The following is an 18,722-nucleotide window of genomic DNA, read 5'->3' as shown; positions in this document are numbered from 1 at the left end:
AACCCCACCGCCAGCCCGCCCCCGGAATCACACGAATTGGTACGACCCCCCAGAATCGAAGTGACCCGGCATGAGTGCTCTCGCCACGGTTCTCGCCCAGGCGAAGGAGCGGGAACTCCATCGCACACCCGTCGTCGCGGGGGATGATGCACCCCTAGTGGTGTACTTCTCCTCCGTGACGCGCAACACGGACAGGTTCGTCACCAAACTGCCGGTGCGGTCCGTCCGGTTGCCCCTGAAGACCACCGAAACCGCTCCCCGCATTGACGAACCCTACGTGCTGGCAGTGCCCAGTTACGGGCGTCCCGGGGGAGCGGGATCGGTCCCACCGCAAGTCGTGAAGTTTCTCAACGATCCCGTCTCGCGCGCGCACCTGTTGGGGGTGCTCGGCGCGGGCAACACCAACTTCGGCCCCCTGTTCTGCGTCGCCGCGGAGAAGGTCGCAGCCAAGTGTCAGGTTCCCCTGCTCTACAAGTTCGAGCTCATGGGAACCGACGAGGACGTCGAGAAGGTTACCCAAGGATTGGACAAGTTTTGGCAAGCATCCATGCAACCCCGGGCGTGAGCGTCGAACCCGGTCACGAGGATCCCACCTGCCCCGAGAAGTACCGCGGGCTGGGCTACCACGAGCTCAACGCGCTGCTGAACCTCTACGACGCGGACGGCAAGATCCAGTTCGAGGCCGACCGCCAGGCCGCGCGACAATACTTCCTGCAGCACGTGAACAAGAACACCGTGTTCTTCCACGACCTCGAGGAGAAGCTCAAGTACCTCGTGGACCACCAGTACTACGAGGCCGAGGTGCTCGAGAAGTACAGCTTCGAGTTCGTGAAGGCGCTGTCCAAGCAGGCCTACGGCTACAAGTTCCGGTTCCAGACCTTCCTGGGCGCGTTCAAGTTCTACACGTCATACACGCTCAAGACCTTCGATGGTCAGCGTTACCTGGAACGGTTCGAGGACCGCGTGGTCATGGTGTCCCTGTACCTCGCGGACGGGAACGAGGCCCTCGCGCAGCGGCTCGTGGCGGAGATCATCTCCGGGCGGTTCCAGCCGGCCACGCCCACGTTCCTCAACGCGGGCAAGAAGCAGCGCGGCGAGCTCGTCTCGTGCTTCCTGGTGCGCTTCGAGGACAACATGGAGTCGATCGGGCGCAACATCAACTCCGCGCTGCAGCTGTCCAAGCGCGGCGGTGGCGTGGCGTTCGCGCTGACCAACCTGCGCGAGTCCGGTGCGCCCATCAAGATGATCGAGAATCAGTCCTCTGGTGTCATCCCCGTGATGAAGCTGCTCGAGGACTCCTTCTCCTACGCCAATCAGCTGGGTGCCCGCCAGGGCGCCGGCGCGGTGTACTTGAACGCCCACCACCCGGACATCCTCAACTTCCTGGACACCAAGCGCGAGAACGCGGACGAGAAGATTCGCATCAAGACCCTCTCGCTGGGTGTGGTCATCCCGGACATCACGTTCGAGCTGGCCAAGAAGGACCAGGACATGTACCTGTTCTCCCCGTACGACGTGGAGAGGATCTACGGCGTGCCGTTCGCGGACGTCAACGTGAGCGAGAAGTACCACGAGATGGTGAACGACTCCCGCATCGCCAAGAAAAAGATCAACGCCCGCGAGTTCTTCCAGACCGTGGCGGAGGTGCAGTTCGAGTCCGGGTACCCGTACATCATGTTCGAGGACACGGTGAACCGCGCCAACCCCATCGACGGCAAGATCATCATGTCCAACCTGTGCTCCGAGATCCTCCAGGTCTCCGAGCCCTCCGTGTACAACGAGGACCTCACGTACGCGCAGGTGGGCAAGGACATCTCGTGCAACCTGGGGTCCATGAACATCGCCATGGCCATGGAGTCCCAGGACTTCGGCGCGAGCATCGAAATCGCGATCCGCGGTCTCACGGCGGTCTCGGACATGTCCAACATCGACTCGGTGCCCTCCATCCGGCGCGGCAACGAGATGTCCCACGCGGTGGGCCTGGGGCAGATGAACCTGCACGGGTACCTCGCCAAGGAGCACATCCACTACGGCTCGACCGAGGGCGTGGACTTCACCAACATGTACTTCTACGCGGTGACCTACCACGCGATCCGCGCGTCCAACCTGATCGCCAAGGAGCGCGGCGAGTCCTTCGTGGGCTTCGAGAAGTCGGCCTACGCGAGCGGCACGTTCTTCGACAAGTACGTCGACGGCGTGTGGGAGCCCGCCACGCCGCGCGTCGCCGAGCTGTTCGAGCGGGCGGGCATCGCCCTGCCCACCGCGGACGACTGGCGTGAGCTGCGCGAGAAGGTCATGGCGGACGGGATGTACAACCAGAACCTGCAAGCGGTCCCGCCCACGGGGTCCATCTCGTACATCAACAACTCCACGTCCTCGATCCACCCGATCGCCTCGCGGATCGAGATCCGCAAGGAGGGCAAGCTCGGGCGTGTGTACTACCCGGCGCCGTTCATGGACAACGAGAACCTGGAGTACTTCCAGGACGCGTACGAGATCGGCTACGAGAAAATCATCGACACGTACGCCGCAGCGACCCAGCACGTGGACCAGGGCCTGTCCCTCACGCTGTTCTTCAAGGACACCGCCACCACGCGCGACATCAACCGCGCGCAGATCTACGCGTGGCGCAAGGGCATCAAGACCATGTACTACTCCCGCATCCGCCAGCTGGCGCTCGAGGGTACCGAGGTCGAGGGCTGCGTCTCCTGCATGTTGTGATCCCCGCCGTCTCCTGACGGCACCGCGTCGGCGACGACGCCGCTCCCGCCCCGCCCGGGTCTCTTACCCGGGTGGGGCGGGAGTTTTTCTCTGAAGTCCGGTCCTGGTCGGGGATATGCTGACGGAACAGTCGAGACAGTGAATCGGCCAATGCCGGAGCACCGCATCCCTGGGAGGAACCGCATCATGACCACCGAGGGATCGACCCCCCAGGAGCAGTGCTCGACAGGAATCCAGGGTGCACCCGCGTGGTACACCGAGGAACAGATCGTGCGGGCGGTTCCCGCCGAGCGTGCACGTCGGCTTCTCGAAGCCACGCTGCGTTCCGGATTCCGCCCGGAAGATGACCCCGCGCGCAGCAATGTCCCCGCCGGCGAGGGCCACCTGCTGTTGATGCCGTCGGTCATTGGTAACTGGGCAGGCATCAAGGTCGCATCGGTCTCGCCCGGGAATCCCGAACGCGATCTGCCCCGCATCCAGGCCACCTACATGCTCATGGACTCGGCCACCCTGAGTCTTCGAGCTCTGCTGGAAGGCAACGTCCTCACCACCCTACGGACCCCCGCGATCTCGGCCGTGGCCACCGATTACCTGGCCCCGAAGGAGGCGACCAAGCTCGTGGTGTTCGGCACGGGGCCGCAGGCGCTCGCCCACATCGCGGCATTCGCCGAGATCCGCTCGTTCACGGAGGTCGTGGTGTGCGGCCGGACTCCGCGCAAGGTGGACGCCGCCGTCGACTACGCCCGCACGCTGGGTCTCGCGGCCCGATCGGGGGACGCGAGCGAGGTACGCGACGCGGACGTAGTGGTGTGCACGACGTCGGCGGCGGAGCCCCTCTTCGACGGTGCCCTGGTGCCGGACACCGCGTGCGTCGTGGCCATGGGATCCCACGAGCCGCAGTTCCGCGAGCTCGATTCCGCGCTCATGGGTCGCGCCCAGGTGGTCGTGGAGGACCGGGCCACCGCCATGCGTGAAGCCGGGGACGTGATCCAGGCCGTGGCCGACAGTTCATTACACGAGGATTCACTCGTGGACCTCGCGGACGTCGTCACGGGCGCGGTGGCCCCTGATGAGACGCGGCCCCGCGTGTTCAAGTGCGTGGGCATGAGCTGGCAGGACCTGGTCGTGGCCGTAGGGGTGGTCGATCCGAACGCGTGAGAGGGGAGAGGGCGTCGTGGCCATGGGATCCCACGAGCATGGTCCGCCGGCGCATTCGGACGTCGCCGTGCAGGATCCCCCACATGGCCAACCCCACCGAGAAGAGGGTGAACGCGGCGAGTCCGTGCAGCCACGTCAGGCCGTGGGGGTGGATGAAGGTTGTGGTATCCAGCGCGCCGTCAGGACAGTTGACACGTCGACGACTATCCGAGGGGGTTGCGTCATTCTGCTCAATGCCCTGGCCGAGGTCAGCAACACCACCACGGCCAGCATTAAGTTCTACCGTCGGGAGGGACTGTTGCCCGCCGGTACCAGGCTCGCCGCCACGCGGCAGGACTACGATCGGGGTCACGCGGAACGCCTGCAGCTCATCCGGGTACTGCGGGAGGAGGCCGGTGCCACGATCCCCGACATCCGTGCGCTGGTCACCCTGATCGACGATCCGCGACGGCCCCTCGTGGACGCCCTCGAAATCGCCCAGGCGCTCGGTGAGTTGTTGGAGGGCATGCGGGCCGCTGGGTCACCCGTGGACCGGGGGAGACGCCGTCCTGGGACGTCATCGTGGCCCGCGCGGTGCGGGGAATGGTCTCCTACGATTGGCTGACCCGGGTGCTGCGGGCCCTGGGCTATGTCTCCCCCTCGGTGCGCGCCGCCGGGTCGTAGGTCAGCGGTGGCACGCGAAAGGCCCCGGAACGTAGTGTTCCGGGGCCTTGTCTGGTGCGCGATACTGGGATCGAACCAGTGACCTCTTCCGTGTCAAGGAAGCGCGCTACCGCTGCGCCAATCGCGCTCAATCGCTTGAACGAGGTGGTTGCACCGAGGTGGAGACGGGATTCGAACCCGCGTAGACGGCTTTGCAGGCCGCTGCCTAACCACTCGGCCACCCCACCGGGGACCAGATCCTTGAAAGGACAAGGTCTCAGGTCTCGACCAGGGTCGAAAACTGCGAGCGGACGACGGGAGTCGAACCCGCGACCCTCACCATGGCAAGGTGATGCTCTACCAGCTGAGCTACGTCCGCATTGTCGGTCGATCGAGGCCCTGGAAATCAGTACTCCGTTCTTCCGAGCGGAAACTTTATCACAAGACTTCATGCCCTTCAGTGTTTGTCCATCCGGGGTGTTGCCACCGAATGACTCCGCTTTCGGGGCGTTGCCAACGAGCAAGAACATTACCCACCGGAACGGGTCCGGGCAAATCGATCGCGGAGGCCGAGGAATTTGCCGTTCCCGGACGAAGTGTTCTAGAGTCTTCAACGTTGCAAGCGCGATTGGCGCAGCGGTAGCGCGCTTCGTTCACACCGAAGAGGTCACTGGTTCGATCCCAGTATCGCGCACGGTAACGAGGAACCCGGTCCCGGGAGGGGCCGGGTTCTTTCGCGTCCAAGGCCGATCGGACCGGTCGGTCCGGCCCCGGCCGCGTGAGGTCCGGCTCCTGGACGGACGTCCGAGCCCGCTCCGCCCGGGTGAGTCGGTGATCGTTGTCCGTGTCTGGACCCCTTCCTACGCTGAACCCATGACTCAACCCCGCTTGGCCCAGCAGACCGCCACCGGCCGGATGTACGCCCGGAGTGAGGGCGGGGACCTCGAGGTCCCCTCCATCACCACGGTCATCGGGTGCGAGGCCAACGACCTCGGGGGCTGGTACGCCTACACCGCAGCGCAGGCCCTGGCCACGGATCCCCAGTTGCCGGACGCGCTCCGGGACACGCGGCGTCGTCGTTCGCTCGTGAACCACGCGGCCAAGGCGGCGGAGCGACACCGGGACCACGCGGCGCAGCGCGGTGACCGCGTACACGACTACTGCGAGCAGCTCGCGCTGCGGGCCATGGGCCGCGACCACGAGGTGGACCGGGCCCGGGACACGCTCGCAGAACACCATGAGACCCGATTCGCGGACAGTGCGGACCAATGGTGGCAGTTGTTCCGCCCCGAACCGCTGGCCGCGGAGATCACGGTATGGAACTCCACGGTGGGCTACGCCGGCACTTTGGATCTCGTGGCACGCATCGGCGGCAAGGTGTGTCTGATCGATTACAAGACCCGCGGGACCGACCGCGCCGGGCGGGTCAAGGCCCCGGACCCCAAGGTGGTGACCCAGTTGGTGGCCGGGCTCAAGGCCGAGGAATCCCTCGTGGACGCTACGGCGGGGGAGTGGGAACCGTGGCGCTACCGGGACGCGGAGGTCTTGATGGCCGTGGCGATCGGTGAGACCGAGGCGCTCACCGTGCAGGCCGCGCCCGAGCACCTCCCCGTGCACTGGTACAAGTTCTGCGCCCTGGCCAAGGTGTGGGCGCGCAATTCCCAATTGGCCACCGCCGGGGCGCAACTGCGTAGCATCGCGCCCCCGCCCCTGGATTCCTCCCCCACGGGTCGCGTGGCGGGCGGCACGCAGGTCGTGACGGCCGAGACGGTCGCGGGCCCCGCCGTAGACTGACAGGCACACCCCGTCCCACGACCCCCATGAGGAGTGCACTCCGCGGTGAGTATTCTGCGCATTCGTACCATCGGTGACCCCGTCCTGCGCACCCCGGCCCAGGAGGTCACGCAGTTCGACGACGCCCTGGCTGCCCTCGTCCGGGACATGCTCGAGACCATGTACGCCGTGGGCGGTGTGGGTCTGGCCGCACCGCAGGTGGGCGTGGGATTGCGCGTCTTCACGTGGGGCATCGACGGGGACGAAGGGCACGTGATCAACCCCCAGCTGAGCATGGGGGAGGAGCCGCAGGAAGGCGGCGAGGGCTGCCTGTCGGTCCCGGGCCTGTCCTACGAGACCCCCCGCGCCGAGCACGCCGTCCTCACCGGGGTGGATTGCCACGGCGAGCCCGTGCACCGTGAGGCAACCGGCCTGTTGGCCCGCTGCTTCCAGCACGAGAACGATCACCTGGGCGGCATCCTCTACGTCGACCGTCTCGTGGGTGACGAGCGCAAGGACGCTATGCGGCAGTTGCGCGCGCAATCGTTCACGGACACGACCGCCCGTGTCACGCGCGAACGCGAGGCGCAGCGCGCGAGTCACTCAACACCGGACGCACACGACGCCGCTGGGTCGGCTTTCGGTGCGGCCCGCACCTCGGGAGCCGCACCCGGCGCCGCACACACGGCCGGTTCCGCGTTCGGCGCGGCGGGTGATGCCCGATGAGCCCCGACACGAACCAGCAGCCCCTCAAGATCCTGTACGCGGGAACCCCGGAGACCGCCGTCCCCCCGCTCGAGGCACTGCACCAGGATCCCCGGATCGAGATCACCGCGGTGCTGACCCGTGAGGACGCCCCTGTGGGCCGCAAGAAGGTCATGGCCCCGTCCGCGGTGGGTCGTCGGGCCGATGAGCTCGGACTGCCCGTGATCAAGGCCAATCGGGTCCGGGGTGAACTCCTGGACACCCTGCGTGACACCGGCGCGAGCATCGCGGCGGTCGTGGCCTACGGCGCCCTGCTGCCGCGACCGGCCCTGGAGGTCTTCGAGGACGGGTGGATCAACCTGCATTTCTCCCTCCTGCCCCAGTGGCGCGGCGCCGCCCCGGTGCAGCGGGCCCTCATGGCCGGGGACTCCGTGGTCGGGGCCACCACCTTCGTCCTGGACGACGGCATGGACACCGGCCCCGTGGTAGGCACCCTCACGGACGAGGTGCGTCCGGAGGACACGTCCGGTTCGGTCCTGGATCGGCTCGCACATGAAGGTTCGCCTCTGCTCGCGGAATCCTTGCTCGGTGTGGCCTCGGGCCGCGTGCACCCCACGCCGCAACGCGGTGAATCCACCGCTGCCCCTAAACTCACGGCCCAGGACGGGCGCGTCGATTGGTCACATCCCGCCGTGGCCGTGGCTCACCGGGTGCGCGGTGTGACCCCCGAACCCGGTGCGTGGACCGAACTCGACGGCCAGCGCTTCAAGCTCGACCGCGTGATCCCCGCCCCGGAGATCACCGGGATCGCCCCGGGCCACGTGGAGCTGCGGGAGAAGCGGGTCTTCGTGGGCACCGGGTCCTACGCCGTGGAGCTGACCCGCGTGCAACCCAATGGCAAGAAACCCATGGCGGCCCTCGACTGGGCGCGCGGCAAGCAGAACACGGAACAGGTGGCCTTCGGATGAGTCGGGACCAGCAGCACCGCGGCCACGCCGGTAGCGGCAACGACCGGTCTGGGGGGAACAACCGCCGTCGTGACGATCGTCCGTTCCGTGATGCCAGCGGCCGGGGCCGCGACGACCGCTCGCCCAGCGGCTCCGGTGGGCGCCGTGGTGACGACCGCTCGCCCCGGGAGGCCGGCGGGAGGGATCGGCGAGCGGGGGACGGCTCGCGTCGCGACGCCCAGGGCCACGAGCGCAACCGCCGGGCCCAGCACGAGCGCTCTTACTCCGCGCACGCGCCCTCGCAGCGTCGCAAGCGCTCCGATCCCGCACGGCTGACCGCATATCAGGCCCTGCGCGCGGTCAACTCGGAGGACGCCTACGGGAACCTCGTGCTGCCACGCCTGGTCCGTGAAAACCGCCTCGACAAGCGGGACGCGGCGTTCGCGACCGAGCTCGCCTACGGGGCCATGCGGTGGAGTGGCACGTGGGACGCCGTGCTCGAGAAGTGCGTGGACCGCCCGCTGGACCAGTTGGACCCCGCGGTGCTGGACGCCCTGCGCCTGGGCGTGCACCAGTTGCTCGCGATGCGCGTCCCCGATCACGCCGCGCTGGACGCGACCGTGGGTCTGGTGCGCGGGGAGATCGGGCAGGGACCCTCGGGACTCGTCAACGCCGTCCTGCGCAAGGTAACCCGGCGCAGCCACGACGAATGGCTGGACGCGCTCGCCGCCGAGCACACCGACGAGCTGCGGCAGCTCGGTGTCCGCCACGCCCACCCGGTGTGGGAGGTTCGCGCGTTGCGCCGGTCCCTGCGCGCCAACGGCCGAGACACCGCGGAGATCGAGGCCCTGTTGGAAGCGGACAACGAGGCGCCCCGTGTGCACCTCGTGGCCCTGCCCGGTATCGGCTCGCTCGAGCCCGCACTCGCAGCAGGCGCCGAACCCGGTGACCTGGTCCCGAACAGCGCGGTCAGCGCCGGGGGAGACGTCCACCGCGTCCCGGGCACGCGGGAGGGAACGGTGCGTGTCCAGGACGCCGGTTCCCAGCTCGTGGCCCGCGTGCTCGCACAGGCGCCCGTGGCCGATGACGCCGGCGCGTGGGCCGACTTTTGCGCCGGACCCGGCGGCAAGGCGGCGCTGCTCGCGGCATTGGCCCACGAGCGCGGTGCCACGTTGCTGGCCAACGAGGTCAGCGAGCACCGTAGCGACCTCGTGCGCCAGGCACTGTCGGCCGTGGACCACGAGGCGTGGCACGTCCGCACCGGCGACGCCCGGCAGATCCCGTCCGGCCAGGACGCACGTTTCGATCGCGTGCTCGTGGACGTGCCGTGCACCGGACTAGGCGCGCTGCGGCGTCGTCCCGAAGCGCGGTGGCGGCGCACGCCGTCGGACGTCGCGAATCTGACCCCGCTGCAGCGTGAGCTGCTCGACGCCGCGCTGGACGCCACCCGCCCCGGCGGCGTGGTGCTCTACGCCACGTGTTCGCCGCACACCGCCGAGACGCACGACGTGCTCCAGGACGTCCTGGCGCGGCGCGGCGACGTGTCGGTCCTGGACACCGCGCAGCTCGCCGTGGATGCCGCCCTGCCCGGCGCGCTCGACGACGCTCGGGCGGCGGGGCACGACGTCCCCGGCGGGGGTACGAGTGTGCAGTTGTGGCCGCACGTCCACGGAACCGACGCCATGTTCATGGTCGCGCTGCGCAAGAGCGCGTGAGCCGCGGCTCGGTCATTGATCCGGAACTATTCCCAGGAGGAACCATGTCCCGCTGTGACATCCACCCGTCAATCCTCTCCGCGGACTTCTCCCGGCTCGCGGAGGAACTCCAGCGCATCTCGAACGCGGATGCGGCGCACGTGGATGTGATGGACAACCACTTCGTCCCCAATCTGACCCTGGGGTTGCCGGTCGTGGAACGATTGCAGGCCGTCTCCCTGATCCCCCTGGACCTGCACCTGATGATCGAGGACCCGGACCGGTGGGCCCCGGCGTACGCGGAGGCAGGGTGCGCGTCGGTGACGTTCCACGCGGAAGCCGCCACGGCGCCGATCAAGCTCGCGCGTGAACTGCGCGCGGCGGGTGCCCGAGCGGGACTCGCGGTGCGTCCGGCCACGCCGATCGAGCCGTACCTGGACCTACTGCCGGAGCTGGACATGTTGCTCATCATGACTGTGGAACCCGGCTTCGGCGGCCAGAAGTTCCTGGACGTGACCCTGCCCAAGCTGCGCCGCGCCGCGGCGGCGGTCAAGGCCCACGGGGGCACGATCGCGCTGCAGGTGGACGGCGGGATCACGGAGGAGACCATCGTGCGCGCCGCGGAGGCTGGGGCGGACACGTTCGTCGCCGGTTCCGCGGTCTACGGCCAGGACGACCCCGCCGCCGCGATCGAGGCACTCCGCAGGACCGCGCGGGAGCACCGGGCCTGAATTTATGCGGGCCCCGATGACGGGTCCGCGGAGAACGCCCTGCCTGTCAGCGCAGGTCCAGGAGTTCACGCAGTTCCGTGAAGGCGCCGCGCACCACGGTGTAGTGCGCCCACTTGCCGCGCTGCTCGCGTGTGAGCAGTCCGGCGTCCACCAGCTTCTTGAGGTGATGACTCACGGTGGGCTGGCTGATGTCGAGGACGTCCAGCAGGTCGCAGGCGCACACTGTGTCGCAGCCCTGCGCGGCGATGTGGGAGAGCAACCGCAGGCGCGTCGGGTCGGAGAGCGCCTTGAGCTTCGCGGTCATGCGCTCGGCCTCGCCGGCCCCGAGCGGCGAGGAGGCGAGCGAGCAGCACTCGGTTGCTTTCTCATCGATCAGCTCGGGTCGTTGCGCGGGTGCTTTCATACCGAGATTTTACATTGACGGACATCTATATGACCTCGTAGCGTGTGTCTCATAGATGACCGTCGATACGAGGAGCTCGCCGCCCGTGAGTACCACCATCGCCTCCGCACCGGTGAGGCAGAGCATGTCGTTCCTGGACCGGTGGTTGCCGGCCTGGATCCTGCTGGCCATGGGCGTGGGCCTGCTGCTGGGCCGGCTGGTGCCGGGGCTGAACACGGCCTTGGAAGCCATGACGATCGGACAGGTGTCGCTGCCGATCGCAGTCGGTCTGCTGGTGATGATGTATCCCGTCCTGGCGAAGGTGCGCTACGACGAGACCCGCCGCGTGACCGGCGACAAGCGATTGCTGGGCCTGTCGCTCGTGCTCAACTGGGTCGTGGGACCGGCGTTGATGTTCGTGCTCGCCTGGGTGTTCCTGCCCGATCTGCCCGAGTACCGCACCGGGTTGATCATCGTGGGCCTGGCCCGGTGCATCGCCATGGTCCTGATCTGGAACGACCTCGCATGCGGCGACCGGGAGAGTGCGGCCGTGCTCGTGGCCATCAACTCCGTCTTCCAGGTCGTAGCCTTCGGCGCTCTTGGGTGGTTCTACCTCCAGGTCCTGCCGTCGTGGCTGGGGCTGCCCACCACCACGGCCGAATTCTCCGTGGGGGCGATCGTAGGATCCGTCCTGGTGTTCCTCGGCATCCCGCTGCTCGCAGGCTTCCTCACCCGCGTCCTGGGTGAACGGGCGAAGGGCCGGGACTGGTACGAGGAGAAGTTCCTCCCCGCGATCGGCCCGTGGGCCCTGTACGGCCTCCTGTTCACCATCGTGATGCTCTTCGCGCTCCAGGGGGACGCCATCACCTCACAGCCCCTCGACGTGGTCAGGATCGCGCTGCCGTTGCTCGTGTACTTCGCTCTGATGTTCGTCATCGGCCTCTTCGCCTCGAAAGCGGTGGGGCTCGACTACGGCAAGTCGGCCACGGTGGCTTTCACCGCGTCGGGCAACAACTTCGAACTGGCGATCGCCGTGGCCATCAGCACCTTCGGCGTCACCTCCGGGCAGGCACTGGCCGGCGTCGTGGGGCCGTTGATCGAAGTGCCCGTCCTGATCGGCCTGGTCTACGTGGCCCTGTGGGCCGGCCCGCGCGTGTTCCCGAACGATTCCTCCGTCCCCACCCACCGAACCCGGGAGACCGCATCATGAGCGCACCATCACCCACGAAACCGACCGTGCTCTTCATCTGCGTCCACAACGCGGGCCGCTCCCAGATGGCGGCGGGCTACCTGGCCGCGATGTCAGGCGGGAGCATCGATGTCCGTTCGGCCGGGTCCGAACCGGCAGAGAGCCTGAACCCGGTGGCCGTGGAGGCAATGGCTGAGGAGGGCATCGATATCACCGCAGCCGTGCCCACGATCCTGCGGACGGAGCAGGTCAGGGCCTCCGACGTCGTCATCACCATGGGCTGTGGGGACACCTGCCCCGTGTTTCCGGGCAAGCGCTACGAGGACTGGGACCTCGACGACCCGGCCGGTCAGCCCCTCGCGGACGTGCGCAGGATCCGCGACGACATCAAGGCCCGCGTCACCGGACTGCTCTCGGATCTGCAGGGCCGTGAGAACGGCCAGAAAACCAGGACGTGACCGCCCGGTGCCCCCGATCACGGGCATGGTGAGGCCGCGTGGCATAATGAGCGCAGCAACGTGTTCCGGGGTCGGTGCAATTCCGAACCGGCGGTGACAGTCCGCGAACCGTGAACACCGTGCACAGCACCGAGCAGGTTCCCGTGGGAACCACCGGGGATGCGCACGGAGGGATCGGCCGAACCGGTGGAAATCCGGTACCGACAGTACAGTCTGGATGGTAGGCACACGTGAGCGTCACGGCGTCCTGACCGTGCGCGGTCGCACGCGATCGCGGTCCGTCGGGTGGTGCTGTGACGTGCTCCGCCGCGCGATCGTGTTCGACGCGTGTGCGCATTCCTCCCCGGGACCACCGACAGTGGCGGGTGAGAGGAGACACCGTGGACGTCCTGCGTTGGTTGTTTGACGCGCAGTTGCGGGTGGGCGACGGTTTCATCCTGTGGCGCGAGGTGCTCGGCAACGTGTTCGGGCTGCTGTCCGCGCTGGGCGGAATGCGCCGCAAAGTGTGGGCGTGGCCCGTGGGGATCGTGGGCAACGCGATCCTGCTGACCGTCTTCCTGGGCGCGGTGTTCGACACCCCCAACCCCGTGAACCTGTTGGGCCAGGCCGGCCGTCAGGTCATGTTCATCGCGGTGTCCGTGTACGGCTGGGTGCAGTGGCGCCGGTCCCGCGGGGCGTCCGAGGAGGCCGTGTCCCCGCGTTGGGCCACCGCCCGCGAACGCGTGTTCCTCGTGGTCGCCCTCGTGTTCGGGACGGCACTTCTCACGCCCATCTTCCGTGCCCTGGGCTCGTACGAACCCGTGTGGGCGGACGCCTGGATCTTCATGGGCTCGCTGCTCGCAACGCTCGGGATGGCCAAGGGCTGGGTCGAGTTCTGGCTGTTGTGGGTCGCCGTGGACATCGTGGGCGTGCCCCTCCTGTTCTCCGCCGGTTACTACGCCTCGGGCTTGATGTACGTGTTCTACGGCGCGTTCACGCTCGCAGGGTTCTTCGTGTGGTGGCGCGTGAACACGCGCCAGCGCCGTCGCGCGACGATCGAGACGGGCTTCCCGGACCTGCGCCTGTCCGTGGGTGAGGACGAGAAGTGACGGCGTACAACGGCGCCGCTGCGCCGGGGCCCGAGCCCCGCTCCCGTCCGGGGGCGGGGCCGTCCCGCGACTACTCGGCCGCGGAACACGAGGCGATGCGCGCGGCTCTGGAAGCGGCTCGGCGGGGGATCCGCGGGGCCAATCCCGTGGTGGGCGCCGTGATCCTCTCCGCCGCGGGGGAGATCCTGCACGTGGGTCATCACCGCGGGGCGGGCACCCCGCATGCGGAGGCGGACGCCCTGCATCTGGCCCGTGAGGCGGGGACACCTCTCGAGGACACCACCATGGTCGTGTCCCTCGAACCCTGCAACCACACCGGACGCACCGGCCCGTGCTCGCGCGCGATCCTCGACGCGGGGATCCCCCGGGTCATTTACGCGGTGGCCGACGGCACGGACACCGCCCGCGGGGGCGGCGCGTTCCTCGCCGCACACGGGGTGGACGTGCGTCAGGGGCTGCTCGCGAGGGAAGCCCACGATCTCAATGACCGCTGGTTCATTGCCCAGCATGATGCGCGACCGTTCGTGACGCTAAAACTCGCTCAGACGATCGACGGCCGCGTGGCCGCCGCGGACGGGACGAGCCAGTGGATCACGGGTGCACCCGCTCGGGATCAGGGCCACGCCCTGCGCACCCGGGTGGACGCGATCCTGGTGGGCGGCGGGACCCTGCGCGCGGACGACCCGACCCTGACCGCGCGGGATGCCGCGGGTGAACCCCTCGCGCGGCAACCCCTGCGGGCAGTCATGAGCACCCGCCCCGTGCCCGCGGATGCCAAGGTCCGGCGCGGCGTCGTCGACCGCGGGCCCCGGGAAGACACCGAACGTGGAGCCCCGGGAGACACCGGAACGGATCACGGAGAGGTCGCATGCGCCGACCGCGGGCACGACGGGCGGTTCATCCACCTCACCACGCACGATCCCGCCGAGGCGTTACAACACCTCCGTGAACGCGGGGTTTCCCACGTGCTCGTGGAAGGCGGGCCCACGGTGTCCGCCGCGTTCCTCGCCGCCGATCTCGTGGACGAGCTGTGGTTGTACCAGGCCCCGCTGATCCTCGGGGACGGCGCGGCGTCGGTCGCGTCGCTCGGGATCGGGACGCTTGCCGCGGCGTCGTCATGGCGCGGTGACCCCGTGCGGCACCCGGCGGACCTCGCGCGCCCCGGCCACGAAGAGGCCACGGAGCAGATGGAGGCGATCAGCCGCGTGGGCGTCGATGGACGGTGGCACTTGCGGCCCGCGGGTCCCGTACCCGACGCCCCATGACACGCCCCTGAACTGACGCAGCACACCAAGACCTCGCGCCGGGAAGTTCCCGAGAACCCCGCGCACCCCGGATCCCCAAGGAGAATCAGTGTTCACCGGAATTGTCGAAGCCCAGGCCACCGTGGAACGTGTGGAACGGTTGGCGCAGGACGCCGCCCGGCTGCACGTGTCCGCGGGGCCACTCGTCGCGGACCTGCCCCACGGCGGCTCACTCGCGGTCAACGGGGTGTGCCTGACCGCGGTCCCCTCGGGCGCGGCGGGGGACTTCACCGCGGACGTCATGGGCGAGACACTGCGCCTGACCACCCTGGGGGCGCTCGGACACGGTGACCTGGTGAACGTGGAACGCTGCACCGCAGCCGGGCAGCGCCTGGACGGGCACGTGGTCCAGGGGCACGTGGACGGCGTGGGCACCGTGGTGCAGCGCACGTCCCACACCGGATGGGAGACCGTGCGGATCAGAGTCCCCGTGGCACTTGCGCGCTACATCGCGGTCAAGGGTTCGATCGCCGTGGACGGCGTGTCCCTCACGGTCACTGCGGTGAACTCCACGGACGAGCCCGAGGCGTGGTTCGAGGTGGGGCTGATCCCGGAGACCCTGCGCGCGACCACGCTCGGCGCTCGCACGCCGGGTTCCACCGTCAACCTCGAGGTGGACGTGCTCGCCAAGTACGCCGAGCGCCTGGCCTCGTACGCGGCACCCGCGACACCGCGCGGCGTCGCCCTCGATCCGGTCGCGGACGCCGTGGCCGCGATGGCCTCGGGCGCCGCGGTCGTTGTCGTGGACGACGAGGACCGGGAGAACGAGGGCGACCTGGTGTTCGCGGCCCAGCACGCGACCCAGCCCCTCATGGGCTTCACGATCCGGCACAGCTCCGGGGTGGTGTGCGTGCCCATGACCGACGAGCGCGCGGACCGGCTTGCCCTGCCGCCCATGACCGAGCACAACGAGGACGCCAAGGCCACGGCGTACACCGTGACGTGCGACGCCCGCACCGGGATCACCACCGGGATCAGCGCGCGGGACCGGGCGCTGACCACGCGACTGCTCGCGCTGCCCGGCACCACCGCGGCCGAGCTCACGCGGCCCGGCCACATCCTGCCGCTGCGCGCGGTCCCTGGCGGGGTGCGCGAACGCGCGGGGCACACCGAGGCCGCCGTGGAGCTCGCGCGGCTCGCGGGGTGCGAGCCCGTGGGTGCGATCGCGGAGATCGTCGACGACGCCGGGCAGCCCCTGCGCGCCCCCGCCCTGCGGCGGTTCGCGGACGAGCACGGGCTCGTAATGATCAGCATCGCCGATCTGATCGCCCACCTGGACGCGACGGATGCCGCTGAGGACGCCGTCCCGCGGGCGGCCGCGAACGACGCCGGCGCCGCGGCTCAGGACGCGAAGGGCACAACTCGACCGAGCGCCGTCGACGTCGCCGGGGGCGCCACCGCGCCGTCGGTGGACACCACGGGGGAGGGAGACCGCATCGCATGAGCGTTTTCGACCACGGTGAGATCCCCGAACACGCGTCACCGGCCGACAATCACGCGGCGCCGGGAGCGGAGCCCCTGCACCACAGCGACCCCGTGACCGTGCCCTCCGAGTACGGCACGTTCTCGGTGACCGGTTGGCGCGTTCCGGAGCCGTCGGGGATCCCCGCCGCCGAGCACGTCTCCCTCACGGCACCCCCGCCCGCCGACGAAGCCGCTCTGCCACCGTTGCTGCGGCTGCATTCCGAGTGCCTCACCGGGGACGTCTTCGGCTCGTGGCGCTGTGACTGCGGACCGCAACTGCACCTTGCGCTGGAACGGATCTCCCGCCACGGGGGCACGGTGCTGTACCTGCGCAACCACGAGGGCCGCGGGATCGGGCTGATCAACAAGCTGCGCGCCTACAAGCTCCAGGACGGCGGAGCGGACACCGTGGACGCCAACACCATGCTCGGGCTGCCCGCGGAGGCCCGGGACTACACCGCCGCCGCCCGGATCCTCGCGGCCATGGGCCTGACCACGGTGCGGCTGCTGACCAACAACCCGGACAAGGTCGCCAAGCTCGAGGCGCTGGGGATCACCGTGGCGGACGTGATCCCCCACGAGGTCCACGCGCGCACCGAGAACCTGGACTACCTGCGCACCAAGCGCGACCGCATGCACCACCACCTGACCCACCTCAACCCAGGAGAAACATCATGAGCGGACACGGCGCCCCGACCACCCTCGCCTCGGACCTCGATGCCTCGGACCTGACCGTGGCCGTGGTCGCCGCGAGCTGGCACACGACGATCATGGACGGGCTGCTCGACGGCGCCCTGCGCGCCCTCACGGAAGCGAACACCGGCACGGTCGTGCGGGTGCGCGTACCCGGGAGCTTCGAGCTGCCCGTGGCCGCCCGCCGCCTGGCGGAGACGGCGGACGCGGTGGTCGCGCTCGGCGTCGTCATCCGCGGCGGCACCCCGCACTTCGACTACGTGTGCCACGCCGCGACCTCCGGACTCACGGACGTGTCCGTGGCCACCGGGACCCCGGTGGGCTTCGGCGTACTCACGTGTGACACGGAGGAACAGGGCCTGGACCGCGCCGGCCTCGAGGGCTCGCACGAGGACAAGGGCTACGAGGCCGCCCACGCCGCCCTGAGCACCGCCCTGACCCTGCGCGAGCACGGGGTCTGAACGGAGCAGACGCTCGCGGCCGGTCCGCCACGCTCGATCCGCGGAGGCCGGCCGCGAGCGGCGTGCATGTGCCACGCGTTCGGGACGGGCACGCGCACCCATTACCCTGAAGGGGTGAAAACCTTCGAAGACCTCTTCACCGAACTGCGCACCAAGGCCGAGCAACGCCCCGAGGGATCCAGGACCGTCACGGAACTGGACTCCGGGATCCACGGCATCGGGAAGAAGGTCGTCGAGGAGGCCGCCGAGGTCTGGATGGCGTGCGAGTACGAGTCCGACGCCGAGGCCGCGGAGGAGATCTCCCAGTTGCTCTACCACGTGCAGGTCATGATGATCGCCAAGGGTATGAGCCTCGAGGACGTCTACAAGTACCTCTGAGCCCCGCGCGTCACCCGCTCCGGGCACCGCCCCGATCCCCGTCATCTGCGCCCCGCGGAAAGGAATCCCATGCTGCGAGTAGCCGTGCCCAATAAGGGCGCGCTGTCTGAAGCCGCCATCACCATGCTCATCGAGGCCGGTTACCGGCAGCGGCGCAGCACCCGGGAACTCGTGCTGGTGGACAACGACAACCACGTGGAGTTCTTCTACCTGCGCCCGCGGGACATCGCGATCTACGTGGGTGGCGGCACCCTGGACCTGGGGATCACCGGACGGGACCTGCTGCTCGATTCCGGCGCGGAGGCCGAGGAAGAGCTGGGCCTGGACTTCGCCCGTTCCACCTTCCGGTTGGCCGGCCCGCGCGGCCAGTTCGAGTCCGTGCAGGAACTCGAGGGCAAGCGGATCGCCACGAGCTACCAGTTGCTGCTGGAGCGTTACCTCGCGGACCGCGGCGTGGATGCCGAGGTCGTGCGCCTGGACGGCGCCGTAGAATCCTCCATCCGGTTGGGTGTCGCGGACGCGATCGCGGACGTCGTGGAGACCGGCAACACCCTGCGCGCGGCGGGTCTCGAGATCTTCGACGAACCGATCATGACCTCCGAGGCGCTGCTCATCCGCCGCGGCGACGAACCGGAACCCGAGGGACTGCGCGTGCTGCGACGTCGTCTGCAGGGTGTGCTGGTCGCGCGGCAGTACGTGATGATGGACTACGACATCACCGAGGACCTGCTGGCCGCCGCCACCGAGATCACCCCGGGTATGCAGGGCCCCACGATCTCCCCGCTCGGTCACGACGGCGCGGTGGCCGTTCGCGCGATGGTGCGCAAGAGCGACACCAACAAGGTCATGGACGCGCTCTACGAGGTGGGGGCCCGGGCCATCCTGGTCTCACCCATCCAGGCCGCGCGGATCTGACGCGGGCGCGGGCGAAGAG

At 68.9% G+C, this 18,722-nt stretch carries 19 protein-coding genes, 4 tRNA genes and 1 riboswitch; of the genes, 19 read left to right on the top strand and 4 right to left on the bottom strand.

Annotated features, from left to right (window positions below):
* Positions 1–70 precede the first annotated feature (70 nt).
* The 4 genes from nrdI to RF637_RS03965 all read left to right on the top strand — a co-directional run bounded on the left by nrdI (position 71) and on the right by RF637_RS03965 (position 4,483).
* Positions 71–565, top strand: a complete 495-nt coding sequence (gene nrdI / locus RF637_RS03980; protein ID WP_064846809.1) for a class Ib ribonucleoside-diphosphate reductase assembly flavoprotein NrdI — start codon at positions 71–73, stop codon at positions 563–565.
* Positions 562–2,721, top strand: a complete 2,160-nt coding sequence (gene nrdE / locus RF637_RS03975) for a class 1b ribonucleoside-diphosphate reductase subunit alpha (protein ID WP_085108698.1) — start codon at positions 562–564, stop codon at positions 2,719–2,721. The genes nrdI and nrdE overlap by 4 nt, the downstream gene beginning before the upstream one ends.
* A gap of 186 nt (positions 2,722–2,907) precedes the next feature.
* Positions 2,908–3,879 carry an ornithine cyclodeaminase family protein gene (locus RF637_RS03970; protein WP_368844204.1) on the top strand — a complete coding sequence of 324 codons (972 nt, stop codon included), beginning with the start codon at positions 2,908–2,910 and terminating at the stop codon, positions 3,877–3,879.
* 148 nt (positions 3,880–4,027) lie between these two features.
* Complete coding sequence (locus RF637_RS03965; protein ID WP_368844202.1) at positions 4,028–4,483, top strand: MerR family transcriptional regulator; 456 nt, start codon at positions 4,028–4,030, stop codon at positions 4,481–4,483.
* A gap of 111 nt (positions 4,484–4,594) precedes the next feature.
* On the opposite strand, the gene RF637_RS03960 is transcribed toward RF637_RS03965, so the two are convergent.
* From RF637_RS03960 to RF637_RS03950, 3 genes are all read right to left on the bottom strand, one after another.
* Positions 4,595–4,669 (bottom strand) — tRNA-Val (locus tag RF637_RS03960).
* Between the two features lie 29 nt (positions 4,670–4,698).
* Positions 4,699–4,769, bottom strand: a tRNA-Cys gene (locus RF637_RS03955).
* Between the two features lie 58 nt (positions 4,770–4,827).
* Positions 4,828–4,900 (bottom strand) — tRNA-Gly (locus RF637_RS03950).
* Positions 4,901–5,143: 243 nt separating this feature from the next.
* On the opposite strand from RF637_RS03950, the gene RF637_RS03945 reads away from it, so the two are divergent.
* The 6 genes from RF637_RS03945 to rpe all read left to right on the top strand — a co-directional run bounded on the left by RF637_RS03945 (position 5,144) and on the right by rpe (position 10,371).
* Positions 5,144–5,215, top strand: a tRNA-Val gene (locus tag RF637_RS03945).
* A 179-nt stretch (positions 5,216–5,394) separates the two neighbouring features.
* Positions 5,395–6,315 (top strand): cytochrome, encoded by a 921-nt coding sequence (locus tag RF637_RS03940; protein WP_143467427.1) that lies wholly within the window; start codon positions 5,395–5,397, stop codon positions 6,313–6,315.
* A 45-nt stretch (positions 6,316–6,360) separates the two neighbouring features.
* Entirely contained in the window at positions 6,361–7,020 is a 660-nt protein-coding gene (gene def / locus RF637_RS03935; RefSeq protein WP_368844201.1) for a peptide deformylase, read from the top strand.
* Complete coding sequence (locus RF637_RS03930) at positions 7,017–7,967, top strand: methionyl-tRNA formyltransferase (protein ID WP_085108520.1); 951 nt, start codon at positions 7,017–7,019, stop codon at positions 7,965–7,967. The genes def and RF637_RS03930 overlap by 4 nt, the downstream gene beginning before the upstream one ends.
* Positions 7,964–9,661 carry a transcription antitermination factor NusB gene (locus tag RF637_RS03925; RefSeq protein WP_368844200.1) on the top strand — a complete coding sequence of 566 codons (1,698 nt, stop codon included), beginning with the start codon at positions 7,964–7,966 and terminating at the stop codon, positions 9,659–9,661. The genes RF637_RS03930 and RF637_RS03925 overlap by 4 nt, the downstream gene beginning before the upstream one ends.
* Positions 9,662–9,705: 44 nt before the next feature.
* Positions 9,706–10,371 carry a ribulose-phosphate 3-epimerase gene (gene rpe, locus RF637_RS03920; protein ID WP_368844199.1) on the top strand — a complete coding sequence of 222 codons (666 nt, stop codon included), beginning with the start codon at positions 9,706–9,708 and terminating at the stop codon, positions 10,369–10,371.
* A 46-nt stretch (positions 10,372–10,417) separates the two neighbouring features.
* Here the strand turns inward: rpe and RF637_RS03915 are convergent, their stop codons facing one another.
* Positions 10,418–10,774, bottom strand: a complete 357-nt coding sequence (locus tag RF637_RS03915) for a helix-turn-helix transcriptional regulator (protein ID WP_131332855.1) — start codon at positions 10,772–10,774, stop codon at positions 10,418–10,420.
* A 124-nt stretch (positions 10,775–10,898) separates the two neighbouring features.
* Between RF637_RS03915 and arsB the strand changes: the two genes are divergently transcribed.
* The 9 genes from arsB to hisG all read left to right on the top strand — a co-directional run bounded on the left by arsB (position 10,899) and on the right by hisG (position 18,703).
* Positions 10,899–11,963, top strand: a complete 1,065-nt coding sequence (gene arsB, locus RF637_RS03910; RefSeq protein WP_368844211.1) for an ACR3 family arsenite efflux transporter — start codon at positions 10,899–10,901, stop codon at positions 11,961–11,963.
* Entirely contained in the window at positions 11,960–12,400 is a 441-nt protein-coding gene (locus RF637_RS03905) for an arsenate reductase ArsC (RefSeq protein ID WP_144930964.1), read from the top strand. The genes arsB and RF637_RS03905 overlap by 4 nt, the downstream gene beginning before the upstream one ends.
* A 57-nt stretch (positions 12,401–12,457) precedes the next feature.
* A riboswitch (FMN riboswitch) is annotated at positions 12,458–12,633 on the top strand.
* A gap of 147 nt (positions 12,634–12,780) precedes the next feature.
* The gene (pnuC, locus tag RF637_RS03900) at positions 12,781–13,488 is read left to right on the top strand and encodes a nicotinamide riboside transporter PnuC (protein WP_131332861.1); all 708 of its coding nucleotides are present in this window, start codon (positions 12,781–12,783) and stop codon (positions 13,486–13,488) included.
* Entirely contained in the window at positions 13,485–14,753 is a 1,269-nt protein-coding gene (ribD, locus tag RF637_RS03895) for a bifunctional diaminohydroxyphosphoribosylaminopyrimidine deaminase/5-amino-6-(5-phosphoribosylamino)uracil reductase RibD (RefSeq protein ID WP_368844198.1), read from the top strand. Before pnuC ends, ribD begins: the two co-directional genes overlap by 4 nt.
* 88 nt (positions 14,754–14,841) lie before the next feature.
* A complete protein-coding gene (gene ribB / locus RF637_RS03890) occupies positions 14,842–16,236 on the top strand; it encodes a 3,4-dihydroxy-2-butanone-4-phosphate synthase (protein WP_144996570.1) in 1,395 nt (464 codons plus the stop codon).
* Complete coding sequence (locus RF637_RS03885) at positions 16,233–16,934, top strand: GTP cyclohydrolase II (protein ID WP_085108532.1); 702 nt, start codon at positions 16,233–16,235, stop codon at positions 16,932–16,934. The genes ribB and RF637_RS03885 overlap by 4 nt, the downstream gene beginning before the upstream one ends.
* On the top strand, positions 16,931–17,410 hold the full coding sequence (gene ribH / locus RF637_RS03880) for a 6,7-dimethyl-8-ribityllumazine synthase (protein ID WP_064846821.1): 480 nt from the start codon (positions 16,931–16,933) through the stop codon (positions 17,408–17,410). Before RF637_RS03885 ends, ribH begins: the two co-directional genes overlap by 4 nt.
* Positions 17,411–17,524: 114 nt before the next feature.
* The gene (locus RF637_RS03875) at positions 17,525–17,788 is read left to right on the top strand and encodes a phosphoribosyl-ATP diphosphatase (protein ID WP_035962118.1); all 264 of its coding nucleotides are present in this window, start codon (positions 17,525–17,527) and stop codon (positions 17,786–17,788) included.
* A gap of 69 nt (positions 17,789–17,857) precedes the next feature.
* Positions 17,858–18,703, top strand: a complete 846-nt coding sequence (hisG, locus tag RF637_RS03870) for an ATP phosphoribosyltransferase (protein ID WP_239318592.1) — start codon at positions 17,858–17,860, stop codon at positions 18,701–18,703.
* The last annotated feature ends 19 nt before the right edge of the window (positions 18,704–18,722 follow it).

The organism is Kocuria sp. CPCC 204721 (assembly GCF_040980945.1).
Classification (GTDB): domain Bacteria; phylum Actinomycetota; class Actinomycetes; order Actinomycetales; family Micrococcaceae; genus Kocuria; species Kocuria marina.
The sequence above is the reverse complement of the archived record's forward strand: the minus strand, read 5'-3'. Positions and strand labels throughout refer to the sequence as shown.

Bases quoted from the DNA above. Each gene is read 5' to 3' on its own strand.
- arsB (WP_368844211.1), top strand. From the start codon at position 10,899: ATGTCGTTCCTGGACCGGTGGTTGCCGGCCTGGATCCTGCTGGCCATG.
- RF637_RS03970 (WP_368844204.1), top strand. From the start codon at position 2,908: ATGACCACCGAGGGATCGACCCCCCAGGAGCAGTGCTCGACAGGAATC.
- rpe (WP_368844199.1), top strand. From the start codon at position 9,706: ATGTCCCGCTGTGACATCCACCCGTCAATCCTCTCCGCGGACTTCTCC.
- hisG (WP_239318592.1), top strand. From the start codon at position 17,858: ATGCTGCGAGTAGCCGTGCCCAATAAGGGCGCGCTGTCTGAAGCCGCC.
- RF637_RS03905 (WP_144930964.1), top strand. From the start codon at position 11,960: ATGAGCGCACCATCACCCACGAAACCGACCGTGCTCTTCATCTGCGTC.
- RF637_RS03925 (WP_368844200.1), top strand. From the start codon at position 7,964: ATGAGTCGGGACCAGCAGCACCGCGGCCACGCCGGTAGCGGCAACGAC.
- RF637_RS03940 (WP_143467427.1), top strand. From the start codon at position 5,395: ATGACTCAACCCCGCTTGGCCCAGCAGACCGCCACCGGCCGGATGTAC.
- RF637_RS03915 (WP_131332855.1), bottom strand. From the start codon at position 10,774: ATGAAAGCACCCGCGCAACGACCCGAGCTGATCGATGAGAAAGCAACC.
- nrdI (WP_064846809.1), top strand. From the start codon at position 71: ATGAGTGCTCTCGCCACGGTTCTCGCCCAGGCGAAGGAGCGGGAACTC.
- RF637_RS03885 (WP_085108532.1), top strand. From the start codon at position 16,233: ATGAGCGTTTTCGACCACGGTGAGATCCCCGAACACGCGTCACCGGCC.
- RF637_RS03930 (WP_085108520.1), top strand. From the start codon at position 7,017: ATGAGCCCCGACACGAACCAGCAGCCCCTCAAGATCCTGTACGCGGGA.
- ribH (WP_064846821.1), top strand. From the start codon at position 16,931: ATGAGCGGACACGGCGCCCCGACCACCCTCGCCTCGGACCTCGATGCC.